This window comes from Demequina oxidasica (assembly GCF_000975115.1).
Taxonomy (GTDB): domain Bacteria; phylum Actinomycetota; class Actinomycetes; order Actinomycetales; family Demequinaceae; genus Demequina; species Demequina oxidasica.
This window is the reverse complement of the sequence record NZ_BBRE01000001.1, coordinates 492,583-509,498: the sequence shown is the minus strand read 5'-3', so window position 1 is coordinate 509,498 and position 16,916 is coordinate 492,583. Positions and strand designations below refer to the sequence as shown.

The following is a 16,916-nucleotide window of genomic DNA, read 5'->3' as shown; positions in this document are numbered from 1 at the left end:
CCGTACAGGTGCGAGCCCTCCATGAACGTACAGCGCTCTAGGGCACTGCGCAACTGGAATCGTCCAACGCGGTCGGCTCGATTGGTTTTTCTTGCCGTGGCGTTTCGCTTAAGAGTTTTCTAAGCGCTACGACACCGAACGCGTGCTATTCAAACATGCAATCGGTGGGGGTCTGCTGAACGGTTTGGTGGCAACTTGATCTGTCCCATCGTTTGGTTACCATTGGCAGAGTGTTGTTTTGGCTCAAGTACGAGGAGCCTGAACATGCCAAAGGCCTATCCTGCCCAGTTCCGTTACCGAGCTGTCGCGTTGGTGTGTCCCTGCAATCCTGGGATTGTTGTCGCTGGACGCCGGAGCGTTTGTGAGGCTGCAGCGAGTAAACGGATTCGGCGGTGGTTCGATCTAGGTGCGTGTGCAAGTTCATGGGCGTCGCCAAACTCGCCAGGCACTAACCGCTCCGCGACGGTGCACGGATGGGGTTATCCACAATTCAAGATGCGCGTCTCTGTGAGTGCCCCTAAGGTCAAATGTCATGACCGTCGACGTCGCTGCCCACATTGAGTCGCAAGTGCGCGACCAGATTCGGGACCGCGGCGTGGATCCGCTTCGTGAGTTCGCGGTGGTGCGTGGGCTGGTTGATGAGGCGCTCGAGGCTTGGGAGCAACGCGCATTGATCGGCGCGGTCCTGCCTTTGATGGACCGCGAGGGGACTGCTAAGTCAGTGATCGACAACGTGGCCGGGCTGGGCCCGCTGCAGCAGTACCTCGATGACCCCGAGATAGAAGAATTATGGATCAACGAACCCTCGCAGGTCTACGTCGCACGCCACGGCCAGGCGGAGCTAACTACCACCATGCTGACCGCCACCCAGGTACGCGACCTCGTGGAGCAGATGCTCAAGGTTTCTGGCCGCCGCCTCGACTTGTCGAGCCCGTTCGTGGATGCGACGTTGCCAGGTGGCGAGCGCCTGCACGCCGTCATCCCTGACGTGACTCGCGCCCATTGGGCCGTGAACATCCGCAAGTACATTGCTCGTGCGCGTCACGTGCAGGATCTCGTGGACCTGGGATCGATGACGCAGCAGGCCGCGGACTTCCTGGCCGCATCAGTCGCCGCGGGGCTCAACATCGTGGTGTCGGGTGCGACGCAAGCGCGTGTCATCCAGCACGTTGCGCTGTACCCTGGTGCCGCTGGCAAGGGGCCAGCACGCGCCCAGGAGGGTCCCCATGCGTTGCGTCATCTACGCGCGGCTGTCCGTCAGCAACGAACAGTCCGTCAGCATCTCGCGTCAGATCGAGTCGTGTCAGAAGTACGCGGAGGCGCGCGGCTGGGAGGTCGTGGCGGAGCCCTTCGTAGACGACGGCGTGAGCGCTTCCAAGAACAAGCCCGCGGAGCGCGCCGGATGGAAGGCGCTGCTCGCCAGCGCTGAGCCCTACGACTTGGTCCTCGTCTGGAAGGTCGACCGCCTGGCCCGGCGCATCACGGACTTCTGGAAAGCGTACGAAGTACTCGACGCTCGAGGTCGCTCGCTGGCGTCGGTGGCGGACAACCTGGACATGAGTACGACCATCGGCCAGATCGTCGCGGGAGTGCTCGCAGGCTTCGCACAGATGGAGGCGGAGGCGATCAGCGCCCGCGTGGCGGCGGCCCGGACACACCTGCTCCTGAATGGGCGCTCCGTCGGGGGTGGCGTGCCCTTTGGCTGGCGCAACGTCCCCAACCCCGACGGGCCGGGCATGGTGATCGCCAAGGACCCTGAGCGCATCGGCTACGTCGAGGAGATGGTGGCCCGCACGTTGGCCGGTCGCAGCATCTACAGCACCGCGAGGTGGCTCTCAGACGCGTCGGTACCGACCCCCTCTGGTGCCGGGACGGCCTGGGGCCACGCGACCGTTGAGCGTCTGCTCCGGCATCCGCTCGTGGCTGGCATGGTGCCGTTCAACCCAGGCCGTGACTCCAAGCGCCGGGGTGACGGAGTGCTCCTAGGCGAGAACGACCTCCCCGTGGTCCGCGACGATCTGGCCGTCATGCCCGTGGCGCGCTGGCGGGCAATGCTGGCCGCGCTCGATGCGCCGCAGGAGGGCAAGAACCTCCCCAGGGCGCTCGCGGCCAAGTCCTCCGGCGTGCTGTCCGGGCTGGTGCTCTGCGGCGAGCACGAAGAGCCGGTGCGGATGTACCGGGGCGTCCGGAACGGGAACACGATGTACTCGTGCCCCGAGTGCCACCAAGCCATGATCAACTTCGAGCACATCGTGGTGGAGGACTTCCTCGCGCGGGCCAGCGGCCAGGCGCGCTGGCGTCCGATGGAGAAGGTCTTCGATGGGCCGGGCGCTATGCTCCCCGAGATCGAGGTGCGCCTGACCGAACTCGGGCGGCAGATCGCCAGCGCGAGCGACCGTGAGCGGCGGCTAGACCTGCTCGACCAAATCGACGCGCTGCAAGAGCTGAAGGCCACCGCGGAGGCCGCGCCCGGTCAGGTCCGGTACGAGTCGGAGCCGGTGGGCTTCTTCGAGGATGACTGGGCGGCGGCCACCGACGACGCCGAGCGCCGCGCAATCATCGGTGACGCCCTGGTGTCGGTGACGGTCCGCCGAGGCTCCCGGGGCCGCACGACCGACGACAAGCGCCGCGAGCGGCTGGAGTACGCCTGGGCACCGGGGCTGGTGCAGTACCCGCACGACCCCGCGAGCGCCGCCTGAGAAGACCCCTCGGAGCCGTACGGCGGTGGGCCGGTGCGGTTGGGCCTGCCGCGCGCCTCGGAGCCGCTCGTGGACGTTTACGAGTCCGCGAACAAGGCGGCCTCGTTGGGGAGGTCGTAATACCAGATCTCGCTCACGCCCTTCTCGGAGTAGAGGAGGTGCCCGAGGTAGCGACGATGCCGCTCGGCTGCGTCCAGGTCGCCCGACAGGTGGCCGCAGGCGTCGCAGCGGAAGCGTGGCGGAACCCCGGCTCCGTGCCCGCTGGCTTCCCGGTGAAGCGCCATGCCGTTGGGCGCGAAGACCACCCCGCAGACCTCGCACGCTTCCTTCTTGTGCGGGCGTCCGTGCGCTTTCCAGAGGTGCCAGGCGTGGCTCTTTGATGCCAGGTGTGCGTCCATCTGATGAATGGCGACCGTGATGGCACACGTCCGACACTCGAAGCAACCGGGCTTCATCGTCCGCGCACTCCGTAGGTCGCCGCCACCCTCATGTTCTGATGTGCCGTCGCGCGGTTGATCTGCCGGACGGTGCCGTTCTCGAAGCCTCGGACCATGTCGTCCACGCTCTTGTCGTAGCCGTTGACGATGCCCTCCACGATCACGCGCGCGAACTCCTTCAGGTCCTCCCGCGTGATGCCGCCGCCGAGGTCGTACTTGTCCAGCGGGATGACGGCCTCGCGCCCGCCAGGGTTGTCACCGATCATCGCCAGCGTCGGGCCGGACGTGATGCCGCCGTTCGCCAGGTACGGGATATTCGGTGTGTTGATCGTGAAGCCCTTGCCGCCGATCCCGATGGCGTTTGTGAGCGCGTTGCTCGGGACGGTGAGGCTGACGGAGAAGTTGTTCCACCAGCCGATGACCTTGTTGATCGTCCCCTTGAACGCGTCCCCAACCCCGTCCCACATGCCGCTCGCCGCGCTGGCGATCTTGCTCGGAGCCTTCTTGAACCAGTCGATGACGCTCTGGAACTTGTCCGTGACCCAGTCCTTGGCGGCGACCGCCTTGTCCTTGACAGCCGAGAACAGGTCACCGACCGCACGAGCGATCCGGCCGGGCAGGGACACGTACCACGTCACCAGCGCGAGGAACTTCTCCACGACCCAGTCCTTGGCCGCGACCGCCTTGTCCTTGATGGTGCCGAATAGGTCGCCAACGGCGGTCACGATCCGTCCGGGCAGCCCCTTCAGCCAGTCCACCGCTGCGGTGAACTTCGTGACGATCCAGTCCTTGACCTCGGTGGCCTTGTCACTGACCTTCTGGAAGGCGGTCGGGATGGTCTCGGTGAAGAACGTCTTGATCTTGTCCACCGCCGTGCCGAGGAAGTCGGTGAACGCCTGCCAAATCTTCTGACCAGCCTCCGTCTTCGTGAAGAACAGGACGAGGCCAGCGACGAGCGCCGCCACGGCCAGCACGATGAGCGCGATGGGGTTGGCGGCCATGACGGCGTTGAATGCCGCCTGGACGCCGGTCGCCACCTTCGTCGCGAGGGACTGAGCCTTCTGCACGATCTCGAAGTTCTTGAACGTCTCGACCACGCCGTTGACGAGGTCGCCGGAGTCGGCCAGGAACTGGATGCCAGCCCCCACGCCGACCATGCTGGCACCCATCGTCTTCAGCGCGGGGTTCGTGGAGTTGCTCAGCACGTCACCGATGCCGCTGAGCGCGCCGCCGATCTGCGAACCCTTGGAGGCGACCGTGTCGGCGTTCTCCGCGACGCTGTCGCCGATGCCGTCGATCTTCCTGGACGCCTTGTCGGCCTCAGTGCCCAGGTTCCCGAGGTCGCCCTTCGCGCCGCCGACCGCCTTGGAGAAGTCCTTGGCGTCGGCGGTGATCGCGAAGTTCAGTGTGCGCCCTGCCATCATCGCCTCCTACGTCGTGCGGCTACGTCCTGAATCTGCTCCCGCTCGAGGTAGGTCAGCGCCTCGAACTCGCTTGGCTGGAGTCCGTAGTACACGAGCCACTCCGCCTTCTGTCGCGCCCTCAGCTCGCGGGCGCGGCGGCTTTTCCCTGGTCCGTCACCGGCTCCTCGGGGAAGACCTCCGCCTCCACGTCAGCGAACCAGCCGTCCACCGCGCCGATGCCCAAGCCCATGACCTCGGTGTAGGCATCGGCGTCCTTCTTGCCGTCGCGTCGCAGGTCCACGAACACCAGCGCCCGGAGGAACCGGAACTGGTCGTTGCGGAGGTCCACGAACGACGCGCCGAACGCCTTCTGGATCGCGATCTCATCGAAGCCGGTGATGGACTTGAAGAAGTCCTCGGCGGTCATTTCCGTGTTGCTCATTTCAGTCTCCAGTCTCGAATCTCTTGATGAGCCCCTCGATGCCGTCGAGGAGCATGTCCTCCGCCTTCTCCTCCATCACGGCGTCGGTGCGAGCCGTGAAGTTGGCGGGGCGGATGTTGCGCTTGGGCCAGCCGTAGTTGATCGGTCCGGCGTAGGGGACCCTCGCCTTGCCGATGCGGACCACGGCCTTGTTCTTGGCCCGGTTGCCACGGATCGACGCGCGGAGCGCGCCGGACTTGCTCGGGGCGAGCCCCTCCATGACGCGCGCCGCCTCGGTGGCGATGCCGGAGAAGACGTCCTTCATGTCTTCCACGTCGACGCCGAGTTTCTCCATCTCGCGGAGGGCCTTGCGCATCCCCTCGACCTCAACAGGCATGGCTACTCCTCCCCGATCTGCGGGCGTCCCGTGAAGGGCCACTCCAGGTCGAACGTGAACCGACCCGAGGCGCTGGGGTTGGCGTCACCGCCGAAGGCGTCACCGACCACGGGCTTGATGAACACCTCGCCCTCGATGCGGACGCCGCTGTCGCCGTAGGGGTAGATGACGACGGCGGCACGTTCGCCGCCGCGCTCCCATGCCGCGCGCCAGAGGCTCGTCGGGTCGGCCACGTCCTGCACCGCCGTAGCGGCGAGGGCGTAGTCGCTCTCGTCGTAGGGGCCAGCCACGAGGGGCAGGTCGCCCGACTCCGCCGTCACGATGCGGAGGCCGGAGACCTCGCCCGCGTACTCGTACCCGCCCACAGTGAGTGTGAGCGACCGAGCGTTCAGCGGAGTCGTGCCCACGTCAGGCCCCTGTGATGAGGTCCGGCTTGGCCTTGAAGGTCCACTCGATGTCGAACGTGAACTTGGCCGTGGTCGAGGCGTTGGCCTCGCCGCCGAGCAGGTCGCCGTCCGGCTCCGAGATGACCACGGTGCCCTCGATGATCGGGTTGGTCGGGCTGGGCTCGCCGCCGCCGTAGGGGTCGAGCGTGACCTCGGCGTCCTCGCCAGCCTGAGTCCAGACCATGTTCCAGATGGAGTCCGGGTCGGCGGGGTCCTGCGTCGCGGTGCAGACGAGGCGGTACTCGCGGGCACCGCCCGCCGCCGCGTCCGCGAACGAGACGAAGTCGCTGTCGGACTCCTGCGAGGTGATGCGGACGTTGCTGACATCGGTGTTGAATTCGGTGTCGCCGATCTGCAACTTCAGCGACCGTGTACCGAGGGGAGAGGCGCTCATGGGGGTTCCTTCCTAGATGGCCACTGAGCAGGCGATGATCACGCCGCTGACGACCGCAGAGGCCGACAGAGCGAGTTCGGAGGGGGTAGCACTCGTCACGATTGCGACGGTGCTGGCGGCGTTGCAGAGCGAGGAGAGGTTGGCTTCGAGCCACCTCTCCGCGTCGGCTTCCGCCTGGGGCAAGGCGATCCAGGCCTCGTAGGTGTCGATCCACCCGAAGCCGTTGTCCGGGCGGTTCCTGACTGCCAGGCGCATGAAACCGTCTCCGGTCTTCAGGCTCTGGCGGTAGTAGTCGGTGACGTTCACGCCCTCGACGCTGCTGAGCGCGGCGGCGATGTCAGCGCGGGCCGTCATCGGACGACCCTCCGCTTCCGGTAGGGCGCTTCCAGCCGCTTGATCTCGGAGTCGTTGGCCGAGATGAAAGACGCGTCCCCCTCCACGCCGAACACGTACCCGAGCGGGTTGGCCTTCATGTTCAGGGCTCGCACGGTGCGTCGGCAGAGGGCGGTGGTGAGGTCATCCGGGTAGTCGGCGTCCGCAGGGACGTTGACGACGTGGGCCTGGGCGACCATCTCGGATGCCAGCGCGTTCTCGATCTCGTCGTCGGTCCAGGAGTGGTCTTCGCCCAGGTACGCCTTGACGTCGTCCAGGTTGGGTGCCGTGGGCATCGGTAGTCACTCCTTTCCGAGTGGTGCAGCGGGGGCCAGGGACTGGAAACCTGACCCCCGCTGGTTCAGGGGGCTCAGGCGTGCGCGATCCAGGTGATCTTCCGGATCTTGCTGGTGTCGAGCGCCGCCGTGGCCTGGTAGCCCCAGATGCCGAACCGCAGACCGAGCGCGACCGTCTCCGGCAGCGCGATGCGGGTCGCTCCGGAGTGCCAGATGCCGCCGAAGGCCGGGTCGAACACGTACGACTTCTTGGCCGTCGTGCCGAGCGAGCCAGCCGGGATGAGGTCGTAGCCTCCGACGTTGACGCGGCGGTACTTGTCGGCCGTGGTGCCGTTGGCGTTGGTCGGGGCGATCTGGGGGTACAGGCGGCGACCCGTCGAGTCCGTGACCGTGGTCAGGTCCCCGTAGAGGCCCGACGAGGCCAGCGCCCGCGTGAAGTACTCGCCGCCGTCGACGAAGACGAGCCCGGCGAGCGCCGCCTCGACCTTCGCGGCCACACCCGAGAGGGTGTCCCCGGCGACCACGGCGGTCCCGAGTTCCGTGAGCGTCAGGCCGTTGAGGAAGGCCGCAGCCTTCATCTCGATCGCGTTGGCGTAGGCACGGGTCATCTGCGTCCAGAGGAGCGCGGACACCTGCGGGTTGCCGCCCGCGTCCACGACCTCACGGGTGACCTCGGCAAGACCCGACACGGCAGTCGGGGTGACCGTCTGGCTCGTGGCGGTGAACGCCGCGCCGCTGGGCTCGGTGCCTTCGGTGTGGTCGGCGACCTCACCGGACGAGGACGAGAACTTTGGAACGACGAACGGGGTCGCGTCGGTGAGGCCGCCCATCGAGATGGCGTCGGTGACCGGGGTCGCCTTCACCGCCTGATCGACGTAGAGGTCGGGGCGGTAGCGGCTCGGGTTGAGGCCGGTGACGTCGCCCGAGTCCACGGCGGCGAAGTTGACGTCGTTGAGGAACTTCTGGAGGCGCTCGGCGGCCTCGCCATTCCGGTGGATCGTCGCGGCGAACAGGTCGGTCGAGAACTCGTGCTCGCCCGCCTGGCCGTCGAAGCGGTAGGGCAGGGGCTCGGTCACGGAGAACGTGTGACCAGCCGGGACCTCCTCCCGTGGCGGGAGAGTGATCTCCGCGAACTTGGTCGCGAGGTCATCGACCTTCGCGCCCAGCGCGGTGAAGTCGAGAGCATCCGGAGCCTCGACCTCAGTGGGGGTGTCGCCCATGTCGGGCTCCTTTCCTTCTGTGGCGGCGGACGCCGCCACACTTGTGACCCGCGCGTCGTCGAACGCCGGGATGGGGGTGAGGGCAGCGCCCTTGATGACCGCGCGCGTGCCGTACATGACGCCGTTGCGGTTGGTGAACTTGGAGTCGCCCGAGAGTTCGGCGGACAGGCCGTCGTAGACACCGTCCTCCGCGAGCGACAGCGCCCGGTCGCCCTCGGGACCACGGGCGACCTTGAACTTGGCCCGGAGGCCCTGGTCCGTCGCGGACAGTTCCAGCGCGTGCGCCACGTAGGTCGAGCCGTGGTCCAGATTCAACTTGAAGCGGCTCACGTCCTTGGGGAGCACGGCCTCGGTCTTCGCGTCGAACAGGAACTTCCCTTGGCCGTTCGCGCCAACGACGCCGAACGGGAGGAGTAGGCCCTCGATGGTCCGCTGCTCCACGTCCACGGAGAACAGGACGGATGCGGTCGTCAGGTAGTCGCTCACTTTGCCTCCTGGGCTGGAGTTGTGTTGCCTGCCGGGTCGGGCGTGCCGTCCGGGGCAGGGGCGGTCAGCGGCTCCAAGGAGGTCGCCGTCGGGTCGAAGTAGCGGCGGGCCTCGTCCGGGCTGAGGACCTTCGAGTACATGCCCTGCGACGCGACCGTCATGCGGGTCTGGTCGTCCGAGCGGAGCAGGTCCCCGAGGTTGAGGCGGACGCGGTAGCCGCGCGGCGTTACGTCGTTCATGGACAGCCGGTCCTCGAACGCCACGATGAACGCGCGGAGCGTGTTCTGGAGCCGGTGCTGCTTCCGGTCGAAGGCGTTGAAGTAGGTGTTCGTCGGCACCGGGATGCCGAGGTCCTCAGGGCCGAGGCCCATCGCGCGGGCGAGTTCCAGCGCGGCGTGTTGGCGGGCCTCCGCGAGCTGAAGTTGCTGGGGGTTCCAGCCCGCCGTTTTGTAGTCCACCCACGACGGGACGTAGCCCGTGGCGTGCTGCGACCGGGCAGCGTCCCAGTCGCCCATGAACTCGTCCAGGTCGTCCTGCTCCGGGTCGTACCCGTCCTTCGGTGTGAAGTAGTCGAGGGGCTGGTTCCCGTCCGCGTACTTCGATGCGGAGGAGTCCAGCCGCAGAGCCGTGCGGATCGCTCGCGCACCGGCCACCAGGACGCCGTCGTTTGGGCCGTCGAAGCGGATCAGGTCCGCGTCGGGGACCCAGTCCCAAGAGACGCCGGAGTTGCCCGCGCCCGTCGTGTAGACCTTGCCGTCCTGCTTGACCGTGACGGTCGTCGGGTCGAGCCGCTTCACGCGCGTCGGGTAGCCGTGCCAGCCGTACTCGGTGACCTGCCACCAGGCGACGCCCTCGAACCACATGTCCTCGAACGTGCGGATGAGCGTCACAGAGCGTGGGATGCCGGCCTCGGGCTGCTCCAGCAGAGTCGTCTGAACGACCTGGTTCTCCGCGTTCAGGAGATCGACGGGGAGTGTGCCCAGCACGCCAGGGACCATGTCGCGCCCGCGCTTTACGGCGGGGACCTGGATCGCGGAGCGGCGGCCCACCTTGCAGGCGGGGGCGACCGGGTCGTCGTAGGTCGCGAGCCCGAAGAAGGAGGGCGGAATGTCGTCGCCACTAATCGCGTCAAACTTGACGACGGGTTCGGGAGCCTTAGCGAAGAGCCAATCAGCGAACCTGCCCATACGTTCCATTTTACCGGAACTTGACTAGGTGATTAGAATACGTTGACTGCCGCGTGCTCGGGCGCTGTGCCCATTCACATCATCAGGGCGCGCGAGGCCGTCTCTGAGCGGTCGCAGGGCGGCGGGCCGGGGTAGTTGCCTGCCCCGGCCCGCTACGGCTCCTCAGGAGGTGCGCCGGAACCGGCTCGGCCCCACGTAGCGCGTGACCTTCACCGACGCCTCCTGCGCCGCCCACATCGCGGCCTTCACCGCGTCGAGCCGTCCGGTGCTGCGGATGCGCGGGCCGTCGACGCCCCGGCTGGTACGGATGGCGAGCACTTGCTCTGTCAGGAGTGGCGTGCGGTCGTGCCGGAGTGTGTCCGCCTGAAGTGCCCGCATGAGTTCCCCGACGCTGGTGCGGCTGGCCGTGCCTACGCCACTCACGCGGACCTTGGCCCGCTTCCATGCGGCGTTGTCGGCCAGCGTCTGCCCGACCAGGACGGGCTTCCGGTGGCCTAGCGTGGCGACGTAATCGGCGGCGGCTTCCAGGTCGGGGCTGTCGTGGACTGACACGACGACCTTCCCGTTGCCGAGGTTCCAGGCGCGGGCGACGGCGACGCCGTCGGAGAACCACGCCTCCACCGCGACCGAGTCGGCGGGCCGAGCCGGGGTATCGACCCCGAGCGCTGCCCACGGGTCCGCGTCGATGACCGGGTTCCCGATCAGGCGTGGCTCCGCGATGGACCAGACGTTGAGGTACTGCGCCTGGAAGCCGCGCATCGGGTCCGGGTCGTCAAACTCCGGGTCCTCCTCGCCGGCGAGCGCGGCCTCGTACTTCGCCGCGATCATCTGGCGGCGCTCCTCCGTCCAGTGAGGACTCGCGCGCCGCCAGATGTCAGGGTCGCCAGGGTCGTCGTCTTTCGACGCTCCCCAGAGGAGCAGGAGCGTGCGGGCGTCGTGCATCCCCAGCGCGGATGTCAGCTCGGCTCGCATCAGACTGGTCGCGCGGCGGTGCGCCGTGCTGGTGAGGATCATCTGCGGGTTCCGGCGCTCGAGCATCGAGGGCTCGAGACCTTCGTTGATCGTGTCGGGCTTGACGTTCCAGCACTCGTCACCGAGGCCCAGCGTGACGTCGTATCCGTAGACGGCTTCCTGCGACCGGACCAGCCAACGGTCGCCACCGGGCGTCTCGATCATCTCGGTGCCCATGCCCTTCGCCACGGTCCACCCCTGGCCGCCTGCCCACGGGCGGGCCGCCCGCTGGATCTCCCGGCAGATAGCCATGTCCGAGCCGGTGTGGATCACGGTCTGGACCTCACCGAACAGCGCCTCGCCGTGCTCCATCCTCCAGAGCGCGCACGTCCGCAGGCCGACCGACTTCCCGGCGCGACGCGGACCTGACTCGACCTTCTTGCGGAAGCAGAGGCTCCCGTCCGCGCGGTGCTCCAACTGACGCCGGAGGGACAGGTCCTGCCACCAGCGGAGCGCGACGTCCATGCGGTCGCGCGCCCACGGGGTCAGCGGGAGTCCGCCCGGAGGCATGTGCTCGCAGCCCTCCCAGCCGTAGGAGCAGACGGCGTCGTGCGGGACCGGCGTCATGTACCTCGGCGGGCTCGCGTTCTCGGGGACCACGGCCAGGTCCTGGAGCCAGGCGTAGGCCGACAGGTCGTGACTGTCCCAGAGGAGGGCGACGTTGGCTTCGTCTGGGGACGGCTCGTCGTATGTATGCAAAAGCAGGGGCGGCGCCTGCCGGGAGCCTTCTGACGAGGGAAATTCCTCACGCTCGGATGTCTTCGCGTGAGTAGCGCGTCCATTTGTCGTCGTCGTTGTCACTGTCGGACGAGACGACGGACGAGAGGACGTCTGCGCGTGAGCCTGCCGCGCTCCCGCGATCTTCGCCTTCTCGATCACAACCGACTGACCCGTCCGGTCGCTGCACTTGCGATGCTCGATCCGCCAGTTCGCCGCGTCCCACGTCAGTTGCGGGTGAGTCGCCCGCGCCTTGATGTGGCCGACGACCCAGTCTTGGTCCAGGGACACCCCCCGCCCACACTGGCCGCAGGGGGTAGGCCAGGAGGTGCCCCCCTTCATGTACGCCCTGGCCTTCGCCACGGCGGCCCCCCTCCACGCGATGGTGGAGCCCTTGGCGGGGAGCGATGCTGCTCTGCCCTTCGGCATCTGCTTCTCCTTACGAACGTGATGTTGGTGTGCCGAGTCCCCTGTCCCCAGTCCCCCTAAGGGGGCGGGGGACTGTGGGGACTGGGTGTGGGTGCTGGTGTGGGGACTGTGGGGAACTGTGGGGATACGTCATCTGACCTGGGCTTTTACCCTGATGAGTCCCCACACCCGAGTCCCCACACCTAGCCCAGCGGCCCGAAGTCGTACGACGGCCCGCCACGGTGAATGAACTTCGCGTTGCGGGCACCGGCCTGGACGGCCAGGAGTCCGCGCTGCTCGCCCAGCGCGAGGGCCTTCTTGAGCCCGCCCTTGGGCACTCGGAGGCCCGCCGTGTCGCGCACGGCCTGCTCCATGTCCCCGACCTTGACGGGCTCGTAGTCCTCCAGGTTGACCAGGTCCACCACGGCGGCGAGCAGGTCCTCGTCACCACCGCTCGGGGTGACCTGGCCGCCCAGCGAGAGGGTCCGGGTGTCGGTGTCGTAGATCAGCTCTGACGGCTCCATCTCGACGTCGCGCCCGTCAGCCGATACCTGCCGGACGTCGTTGCGCCCACGGGTGAGTGTGATGATCGAGTCCGGCCAGTCCTCCAGCGCCGACGCACCACGGGACCGGCCCGAGTCCTTCCAGCCCGCGTGGACAACCAGCACGAGGTCCAGCGCGCCGACCATCTCCCGAGCGAACCGGTCCAGTTCCTGTAGCCACCGCCCGACCTCGGAGTTGCTGTTCTGGTCGGTGCCCGCGAACGCCCGGCCGAACGGGTCCACGAGGAGCGTCTCCACCTCGTGCTTCCGCAGCGCAGCGGCCAGTGACTCCAGGTGGTCGGGATGGGTGAACGGGTTGGCCCGGCCTCGCAGGTTGGCGACGACCATGCGGTCGTGCTGCACGCCTACGTCACCAGCCCACTGACCGAACTGAGCGCCGCTGACCTCGAAGTTGAGGACGCCGACGTTGCCGTCGATCTTGCGGACGTCCCGGTCGAGGAACCGGTCGCCCGTGATGAGCGACCGCGCCAAGTTGAGCGTGAACGTCGTCTTTCCCGTCTTGCGTTGGGCGACGATGGACGTTCCCGCCTCCCACGGGATGAGACCGGCGATCCGGTCCTTCGGAGGCGCGGGGCGGGCGAGCAGGTCCTCCAGCGTGCCGAGGTCGAACGGCTCCATGGGCGGCTTGACGGCCTCCGCGTAGCGCCGCTTCGCCTCCTCACGGATCTGGATCTGGACCAGGGCCTCGCGGACCAAGTGGTCCGGGGCGGCGGTCGGGATCACCTCCGCGGCGAGTGCCGAGAGCCGCGCGTCGGAACTGGCCCGCGTCTCGTCCAGGAGCAGCCGGGCTTCGGCGATCACGCGCGCGCTGACGGTGCCGTTTTCGCGGGCCTCCCTGATTCGCTCCCACAAGGACGGTTCAGATGAGGTCATCGAGCGCCTCCTGCGTCTCCTTCGCGAGCGCGTACTCGATGTCCTCAGTGCGGTGCCAGACCTCGGCGTCGTACCAGGACGAGCAGTCGTCGCAAACGACGTTCGCCAGCACGAGGTCGAGCGCGTTCTCATTGCCCGAGACCCAGGGGAGCGCGGCCAGGTTCTCGACGTCGGTCGCGCTGATCACGACGAGCGCGTGGCAGCGGGCGCAGGTGTTGGTCGCGGCGGTGCTCATCGCGACACCGCCCAGGCGGACATCCAGAAGATCCAGGTGACGGTAGCGAGTACGAGGTCGGTGCTCATTCGGTCACCGCCGAGGCCAGGAGTGTCATGAGGGCGGGGAGGTCGGCGGCGGCGAGGCCACCCCTGTCGATCCGGTACAGGATCTCCTTGGTGAGTACCTGCGCGTTGATCTCGTGGCGGAGCGCGACGACGTGCTCCTCGGCAGCGGCGACGGCGGGGCCATCGCCATGCCTCTCGGCAGTAGCCAACTTCGCTGAGGCTTGGGCGAGGGCCAGGACCGTCGCGCGGGCCTTGTCGGCAGTGGCAGTCATCGGGTCACCGCCATGTCGATCAGCGACTTCAGCGCGATGGCAGCGGCGGCAGTGATGCCGCCCTTCTGCGTCCGGTCGGTGATGTGGCTCGCGATTACGGCGGCGTTCAGGTCGCAGCGGGCGCGGCGCACCTGTTCGGACGTGCTCTCCTTGCGCCGGGTGACGACGCCGAGCATCGACCTCGCGCTGAGGACGTCCGGGATGGGCTTGTTCACGTTGTGCTCCAGTCATGTGTAGCGACTGAGGCCCAGCCCTGGCGGGCTCCCTCTGCTCCCTTCGGGCGTCTGTGCCCCGGAGCGGTCAACGTGTTCTCGGCTCTTGCCCGACCGTGCCACTGGCCGAGCTGGTACCCAACCTAAACCCAAAGTGCTCGCTCCGAACAGTCGAATGAGTCAAGCGGCGGCAAGTGACGGACTACCAGACGGTTTGTGATGCGGATCACCATTCAGGCATGGTTTTGCCTACCCGCAGGGGTAAGGCACCCCCGCACTGAGGTCGAGGAGACCGCAATGAGCACCACCATCACCACCACCCCCGTGAAGTCCAAGAAGGTCGAGCGCGGCATGGCCGACGTGAAGAAGGTCGCCCGCCTGCTCGGCATCAAGACGGACGTGACCGAGTTCCCCGGCCTGGGCAAGGCCGTCAAGACGGACACCGGCGCGATCTACGTCAACGGCGGCTACGCCGACGTCCGTGGCTCCAAGGAGCAGGTGGCCGCATGGGTCAAGGCGGGCAACGGCGTCGAACGCTCCGCCACTTACGTGCGTGTCGCGCTGTGATCGACGAGCGCCTGTCACAGTTGTCTCACTGTCGGATTACGAAGGGGTAGCAATGTCAAAAGACGTCGCAAATCAACGGGACGCGCGCACCCCGATTGTGCGCCTGCGCGACCGGTACAAGTCCACGTTCCAGATCGGCATCGGGTCGTTCGTACTCGCGGTCATCGGGTTCTTGATCGACGCGAACTCGTCTTCGTACGTGATCGGCGACCCCGGCGGCAACGCGGCAGCATTCGGATTCGCTGTGTTCGCGGGGTGGGTCGCCGGTCTGCTCCTCCTCATCGGCGGGGCAGGTTGGATGGTCGCTTCGTTGCTGATCGCAGCCGCCGAGTCCCGCCGCATCGAGAAGGCGAGCGACTCCGAGAGGTAGCAGTCAGCAGGCTGGCGGGGCCAGCGAGCGGCTGAGCCGGGCACCCTGGGGATGGGGTGCCCGGCTCTTTCCATGCCGCACGTCGTGTCGGTGCTGGTTAGTAGTCTCTGAGTATGGCAACGAGCACAGACTGTGGATGGTGTGGGCGGCTCGTCCACTTGGAAGCGGTGTCGCCGCTCTTGACGGTTCCCTCTCCGGAGGGACCGAAGGTGACCCAGGCTGCGTACAAGTGCCCGAACTGCGAGCGCATGGTCGTCGTCTGGGAGTACGCCGGGCAGTACACAGGAGTAGCCGACAAGGACACGGCGCAGTCCCGGAACTGGGGCAACCCGACGTTCATCCCTGACCATCGGGACTCGGAGGCGTACCCCGACGTGCCGGAGCACATCGGGCTGGCCGCGACCGAGGCGACCCTCTGCTTCAGTGCTGGTGCCTACCGCGCGGTCGGCGCGCTCGCCCGCGCCGTCATCGAGGCAACAGCGAAGGATAAGGGCGCGGAGGGCAAGGACCTCTACAAGCGCATCGAGGCCCTGGCCGACGCGGAGCACATCCGGAAGCACACCAAGGATCAGGCGCACGAGGTCCGGCACTTCGGCAACGGCATGGCCCACGGCGACTTCACGAAGCCCGTGAGCAAGGAAGACGCCGAGGAAATCATCGCGCTCATGTCCGAGGTTCTGGACGAGGTCTACCAGTCGCCCGCTCGGCTGGAGCGCGTGAAGCAGGCTCGCGAAGCGAAAAAGACCGGGGTCACCAGCGCTCCGGACGGGTCCGAGGCGATGCCTCTTTAACGCTCTGGATGCCGCGCGGCTGGCCTAGTCACGACGGGCGCTCAATCCTGGCAAGATGTCGCTCGTGGCGATCAACGAGTGGTGGGTGGCGGACCCGGATCAGCGTTTCTGGATGGAGATCACCGACCGCGAAGATCTTGGTGCCGATCTCTTCGCTCCGACGACAGACGGCAGTAGACGTTCGTACTGGGGGTACGAGCTGGTCACTTACGTCCAGCCGGGCGATGTCGTATTCCACTGGCACAAGACGCTCGCTGGCGAGCCCGGCATCGTCGGGTGGTCCCGGGCGACAGGCGCGTACGAGGACACAGACATTTCTTGGCAGGCGCACGGCACGGTCGGCCGCGCTCGCGGAACACTTGCGCAACGTCCGGCGTGGCGGATGCCGCTGCTCAACTACACGCCGCTGGTGAACCCGGTGTTGATCACGCAGGTCCGGGCGCTTGAGGGACCGCTTCGCGCGGCTCAGGCGGAGCTGGAGGAGCTGTACCCCGACGGCAGGCTATATGCCCCCTTCCAGTTCAGCGACAAGCGGGAGCTTCGGGCTCAGCAGACGTACTTCGTCAAGTTCCCACGGGAGATGGTGGCCCTTCTCTCGCTCGACGAACCCGGCGGGGCGACCGGCCCGACGGCCGCGCCGCCCAAGGGCAAAGCCGCGAAGCGAGGCGGCAGCGGCTATATCGCCGACTCGGCAGTCCGGAGCGCGATCGAGTGGCGGGCAGTAAACCTCGCGGTCGAGGCGTACAAAGCCGAGGGGTACGAGGTTGAGTACACCGGCTCCTCGCAGCCGTACGACCTGGTCGCCACGAAACGGGGCGAGGAACGCCGGGTCGAGGTCAAGGGCTCGTCCGGTGCTGCCGTGCACGTGGAACTCACCATCGGGGAGGTCCGCAACTCCCGCAAGTGGAGCCCGACCGACCTCTACGTCGTGGACGGCATCCAGTGGTGGCGTGAGCCAGACGGTGCCGTGAAGGCGGGCGGCGGTGACGTGCGGTGGTGGAGGGACTGGGCGGCGGAGGAAGGCGGGCTCGACGCCATTCGCTACCGCTACACGCTTCCCCCATTGTGACGCGCGTGGGCCGTGCGCCTACG

The 16,916-nt window shown here is 67.3% G+C and carries 20 protein-coding genes and 1 pseudogene; 6 read left to right on the top strand and 15 right to left on the bottom strand.

Features of this window, described 5'->3' with window-relative positions; translation table 11 throughout:
• Window positions 1-532 precede the first annotated feature (532 nt).
• A pseudogene (locus AOP77_RS02335) lies at window positions 533-1,135 on the top strand (CpaF family protein); the annotation flags it as partial.
• A 91-nt stretch (window positions 1,136-1,226) separates the two neighbouring features.
• Window positions 1,227-2,699 (top strand): recombinase family protein, encoded by a 1,473-nt coding sequence (locus AOP77_RS02330; RefSeq protein WP_084622181.1) that lies wholly within the window; start codon window positions 1,227-1,229, stop codon window positions 2,697-2,699.
• A gap of 77 nt (window positions 2,700-2,776) precedes the next feature.
• On the opposite strand, the gene AOP77_RS02325 is transcribed toward AOP77_RS02330, so the two are convergent.
• The 15 genes from AOP77_RS02325 to AOP77_RS02255 form a co-directional block, all read right to left on the bottom strand.
• Window positions 2,777-3,097, bottom strand: a complete 321-nt coding sequence (locus tag AOP77_RS02325; RefSeq protein WP_152649736.1) for a hypothetical protein — start codon at window positions 3,095-3,097, stop codon at window positions 2,777-2,779.
• 53 nt (window positions 3,098-3,150) lie between these two features.
• Window positions 3,151-4,557, bottom strand: coding sequence for a phage tail family protein (locus AOP77_RS02320; RefSeq protein WP_062208849.1), 1,407 nt, complete (start codon window positions 4,555-4,557; stop codon window positions 3,151-3,153).
• Window positions 4,558-4,678: 121 nt separating this feature from the next.
• Entirely contained in the window at window positions 4,679-4,981 is a 303-nt protein-coding gene (locus tag AOP77_RS02315; RefSeq protein WP_062208846.1) for a hypothetical protein, read from the bottom strand.
• A gap of 1 nt (window position 4,982) precedes the next feature.
• Complete coding sequence (locus AOP77_RS02310; RefSeq protein WP_062208843.1) at window positions 4,983-5,357, bottom strand: hypothetical protein; 375 nt, start codon at window positions 5,355-5,357, stop codon at window positions 4,983-4,985.
• Window positions 5,358-5,359: 2 nt separating this feature from the next.
• Window positions 5,360-5,764: a hypothetical protein gene (locus tag AOP77_RS02305; protein ID WP_062208840.1), complete on the bottom strand. Its 405-nt coding sequence runs from the start codon at window positions 5,762-5,764 to the stop codon at window positions 5,360-5,362.
• A 1-nt stretch (window position 5,765) separates the two neighbouring features.
• The gene (locus AOP77_RS02300) at window positions 5,766-6,197 is read right to left on the bottom strand and encodes a hypothetical protein (protein ID WP_062208837.1); all 432 of its coding nucleotides are present in this window, start codon (window positions 6,195-6,197) and stop codon (window positions 5,766-5,768) included.
• Window positions 6,198-6,209: 12 nt separating this feature from the next.
• Window positions 6,210-6,551, bottom strand: a complete 342-nt coding sequence (locus AOP77_RS02295) for a hypothetical protein (protein WP_062208835.1) — start codon at window positions 6,549-6,551, stop codon at window positions 6,210-6,212.
• Window positions 6,548-6,865: a head-tail connector protein gene (locus AOP77_RS02290; protein ID WP_062208832.1), complete on the bottom strand. Its 318-nt coding sequence runs from the start codon at window positions 6,863-6,865 to the stop codon at window positions 6,548-6,550. Before AOP77_RS02290 ends, AOP77_RS02295 begins: the two co-directional genes overlap by 4 nt.
• A gap of 74 nt (window positions 6,866-6,939) precedes the next feature.
• Entirely contained in the window at window positions 6,940-8,571 is a 1,632-nt protein-coding gene (locus tag AOP77_RS02285; RefSeq protein WP_062208829.1) for an HK97 family phage prohead protease, read from the bottom strand.
• Complete coding sequence (locus AOP77_RS02280) at window positions 8,568-9,758, bottom strand: phage portal protein (protein ID WP_062208826.1); 1,191 nt, start codon at window positions 9,756-9,758, stop codon at window positions 8,568-8,570. The genes AOP77_RS02285 and AOP77_RS02280 overlap by 4 nt, the downstream gene beginning before the upstream one ends.
• 162 nt (window positions 9,759-9,920) lie before the next feature.
• Complete coding sequence (locus tag AOP77_RS02275) at window positions 9,921-11,915, bottom strand: terminase large subunit domain-containing protein (RefSeq protein ID WP_062208823.1); 1,995 nt, start codon at window positions 11,913-11,915, stop codon at window positions 9,921-9,923.
• Between the two features lie 182 nt (window positions 11,916-12,097).
• A complete protein-coding gene (locus tag AOP77_RS02270; RefSeq protein WP_062208819.1) occupies window positions 12,098-13,330 on the bottom strand; it encodes an AAA family ATPase in 1,233 nt (410 codons plus the stop codon).
• Window positions 13,317-13,565, bottom strand: a complete 249-nt coding sequence (locus AOP77_RS12315) for a hypothetical protein (RefSeq protein ID WP_062208816.1) — start codon at window positions 13,563-13,565, stop codon at window positions 13,317-13,319. Before AOP77_RS12315 ends, AOP77_RS02270 begins: the two co-directional genes overlap by 14 nt.
• Before the next feature lie 64 nt (window positions 13,566-13,629).
• Window positions 13,630-13,884 carry a hypothetical protein gene (locus AOP77_RS02260; RefSeq protein WP_062208813.1) on the bottom strand — a complete coding sequence of 85 codons (255 nt, stop codon included), beginning with the start codon at window positions 13,882-13,884 and terminating at the stop codon, window positions 13,630-13,632.
• Window positions 13,881-14,099 (bottom strand): hypothetical protein, encoded by a 219-nt coding sequence (locus AOP77_RS02255; RefSeq protein WP_062208810.1) that lies wholly within the window; start codon window positions 14,097-14,099, stop codon window positions 13,881-13,883. The genes AOP77_RS02260 and AOP77_RS02255 overlap by 4 nt, the downstream gene beginning before the upstream one ends.
• Window positions 14,100-14,393: 294 nt before the next feature.
• Between AOP77_RS02255 and AOP77_RS02250 the strand changes: the two genes are divergently transcribed.
• The 4 genes from AOP77_RS02250 (at window position 14,394) to AOP77_RS02235 (ending at window position 16,893) form a co-directional block, all read left to right on the top strand.
• Window positions 14,394-14,663 carry a hypothetical protein gene (locus AOP77_RS02250; RefSeq protein ID WP_062208807.1) on the top strand — a complete coding sequence of 90 codons (270 nt, stop codon included), beginning with the start codon at window positions 14,394-14,396 and terminating at the stop codon, window positions 14,661-14,663.
• Window positions 14,664-14,715: 52 nt separating this feature from the next.
• Window positions 14,716-15,033 carry a hypothetical protein gene (locus tag AOP77_RS02245; RefSeq protein ID WP_062208804.1) on the top strand — a complete coding sequence of 106 codons (318 nt, stop codon included), beginning with the start codon at window positions 14,716-14,718 and terminating at the stop codon, window positions 15,031-15,033.
• A 113-nt stretch (window positions 15,034-15,146) separates the two neighbouring features.
• A complete protein-coding gene (locus AOP77_RS02240; protein ID WP_201774082.1) occupies window positions 15,147-15,824 on the top strand; it encodes a DUF4145 domain-containing protein in 678 nt (225 codons plus the stop codon).
• 55 nt (window positions 15,825-15,879) lie between these two features.
• On the top strand, window positions 15,880-16,893 hold the full coding sequence (locus tag AOP77_RS02235) for a protein NO VEIN domain-containing protein (RefSeq protein WP_062208800.1): 1,014 nt from the start codon (window positions 15,880-15,882) through the stop codon (window positions 16,891-16,893).
• Window positions 16,894-16,916 lie beyond the last annotated feature (23 nt).

What these genes read in the sequence shown, in the direction of transcription:
- AOP77_RS02330 (WP_084622181.1), top strand. Translation starts at nt 1,227, where the DNA reads ATGCGTTGCGTCATCTACGCGCGGCTGTCCGTCAGCAACGAACAGTCC.
- AOP77_RS02325 (WP_152649736.1), bottom strand. Translation starts at nt 3,097, where the DNA reads ATGGACGCACACCTGGCATCAAAGAGCCACGCCTGGCACCTCTGGAAA.
- AOP77_RS02320 (WP_062208849.1), bottom strand. Translation starts at nt 4,557, where the DNA reads ATGGCAGGGCGCACACTGAACTTCGCGATCACCGCCGACGCCAAGGAC.
- AOP77_RS02315 (WP_062208846.1), bottom strand. Translation starts at nt 4,981, where the DNA reads ATGAGCAACACGGAAATGACCGCCGAGGACTTCTTCAAGTCCATCACC.
- AOP77_RS02310 (WP_062208843.1), bottom strand. Translation starts at nt 5,357, where the DNA reads ATGCCTGTTGAGGTCGAGGGGATGCGCAAGGCCCTCCGCGAGATGGAG.
- AOP77_RS02300 (WP_062208837.1), bottom strand. Translation starts at nt 6,197, where the DNA reads ATGAGCGCCTCTCCCCTCGGTACACGGTCGCTGAAGTTGCAGATCGGC.
- AOP77_RS02295 (WP_062208835.1), bottom strand. Translation starts at nt 6,551, where the DNA reads ATGACGGCCCGCGCTGACATCGCCGCCGCGCTCAGCAGCGTCGAGGGC.
- AOP77_RS02290 (WP_062208832.1), bottom strand. Translation starts at nt 6,865, where the DNA reads ATGCCCACGGCACCCAACCTGGACGACGTCAAGGCGTACCTGGGCGAA.
- AOP77_RS02280 (WP_062208826.1), bottom strand. Translation starts at nt 9,758, where the DNA reads ATGGGCAGGTTCGCTGATTGGCTCTTCGCTAAGGCTCCCGAACCCGTC.
- AOP77_RS02275 (WP_062208823.1), bottom strand. Translation starts at nt 11,915, where the DNA reads ATGCCGAAGGGCAGAGCAGCATCGCTCCCCGCCAAGGGCTCCACCATC.
- AOP77_RS02270 (WP_062208819.1), bottom strand. Translation starts at nt 13,330, where the DNA reads ATGACCTCATCTGAACCGTCCTTGTGGGAGCGAATCAGGGAGGCCCGC.
- AOP77_RS12315 (WP_062208816.1), bottom strand. Translation starts at nt 13,565, where the DNA reads ATGAGCACCGCCGCGACCAACACCTGCGCCCGCTGCCACGCGCTCGTC.
- AOP77_RS02260 (WP_062208813.1), bottom strand. Translation starts at nt 13,884, where the DNA reads ATGACTGCCACTGCCGACAAGGCCCGCGCGACGGTCCTGGCCCTCGCC.
- AOP77_RS02250 (WP_062208807.1), top strand. Translation starts at nt 14,394, where the DNA reads ATGAGCACCACCATCACCACCACCCCCGTGAAGTCCAAGAAGGTCGAG.
- AOP77_RS02245 (WP_062208804.1), top strand. Translation starts at nt 14,716, where the DNA reads ATGTCAAAAGACGTCGCAAATCAACGGGACGCGCGCACCCCGATTGTG.
- AOP77_RS02240 (WP_201774082.1), top strand. Translation starts at nt 15,147, where the DNA reads ATGGCAACGAGCACAGACTGTGGATGGTGTGGGCGGCTCGTCCACTTG.
- AOP77_RS02235 (WP_062208800.1), top strand. Translation starts at nt 15,880, where the DNA reads ATGTCGCTCGTGGCGATCAACGAGTGGTGGGTGGCGGACCCGGATCAG.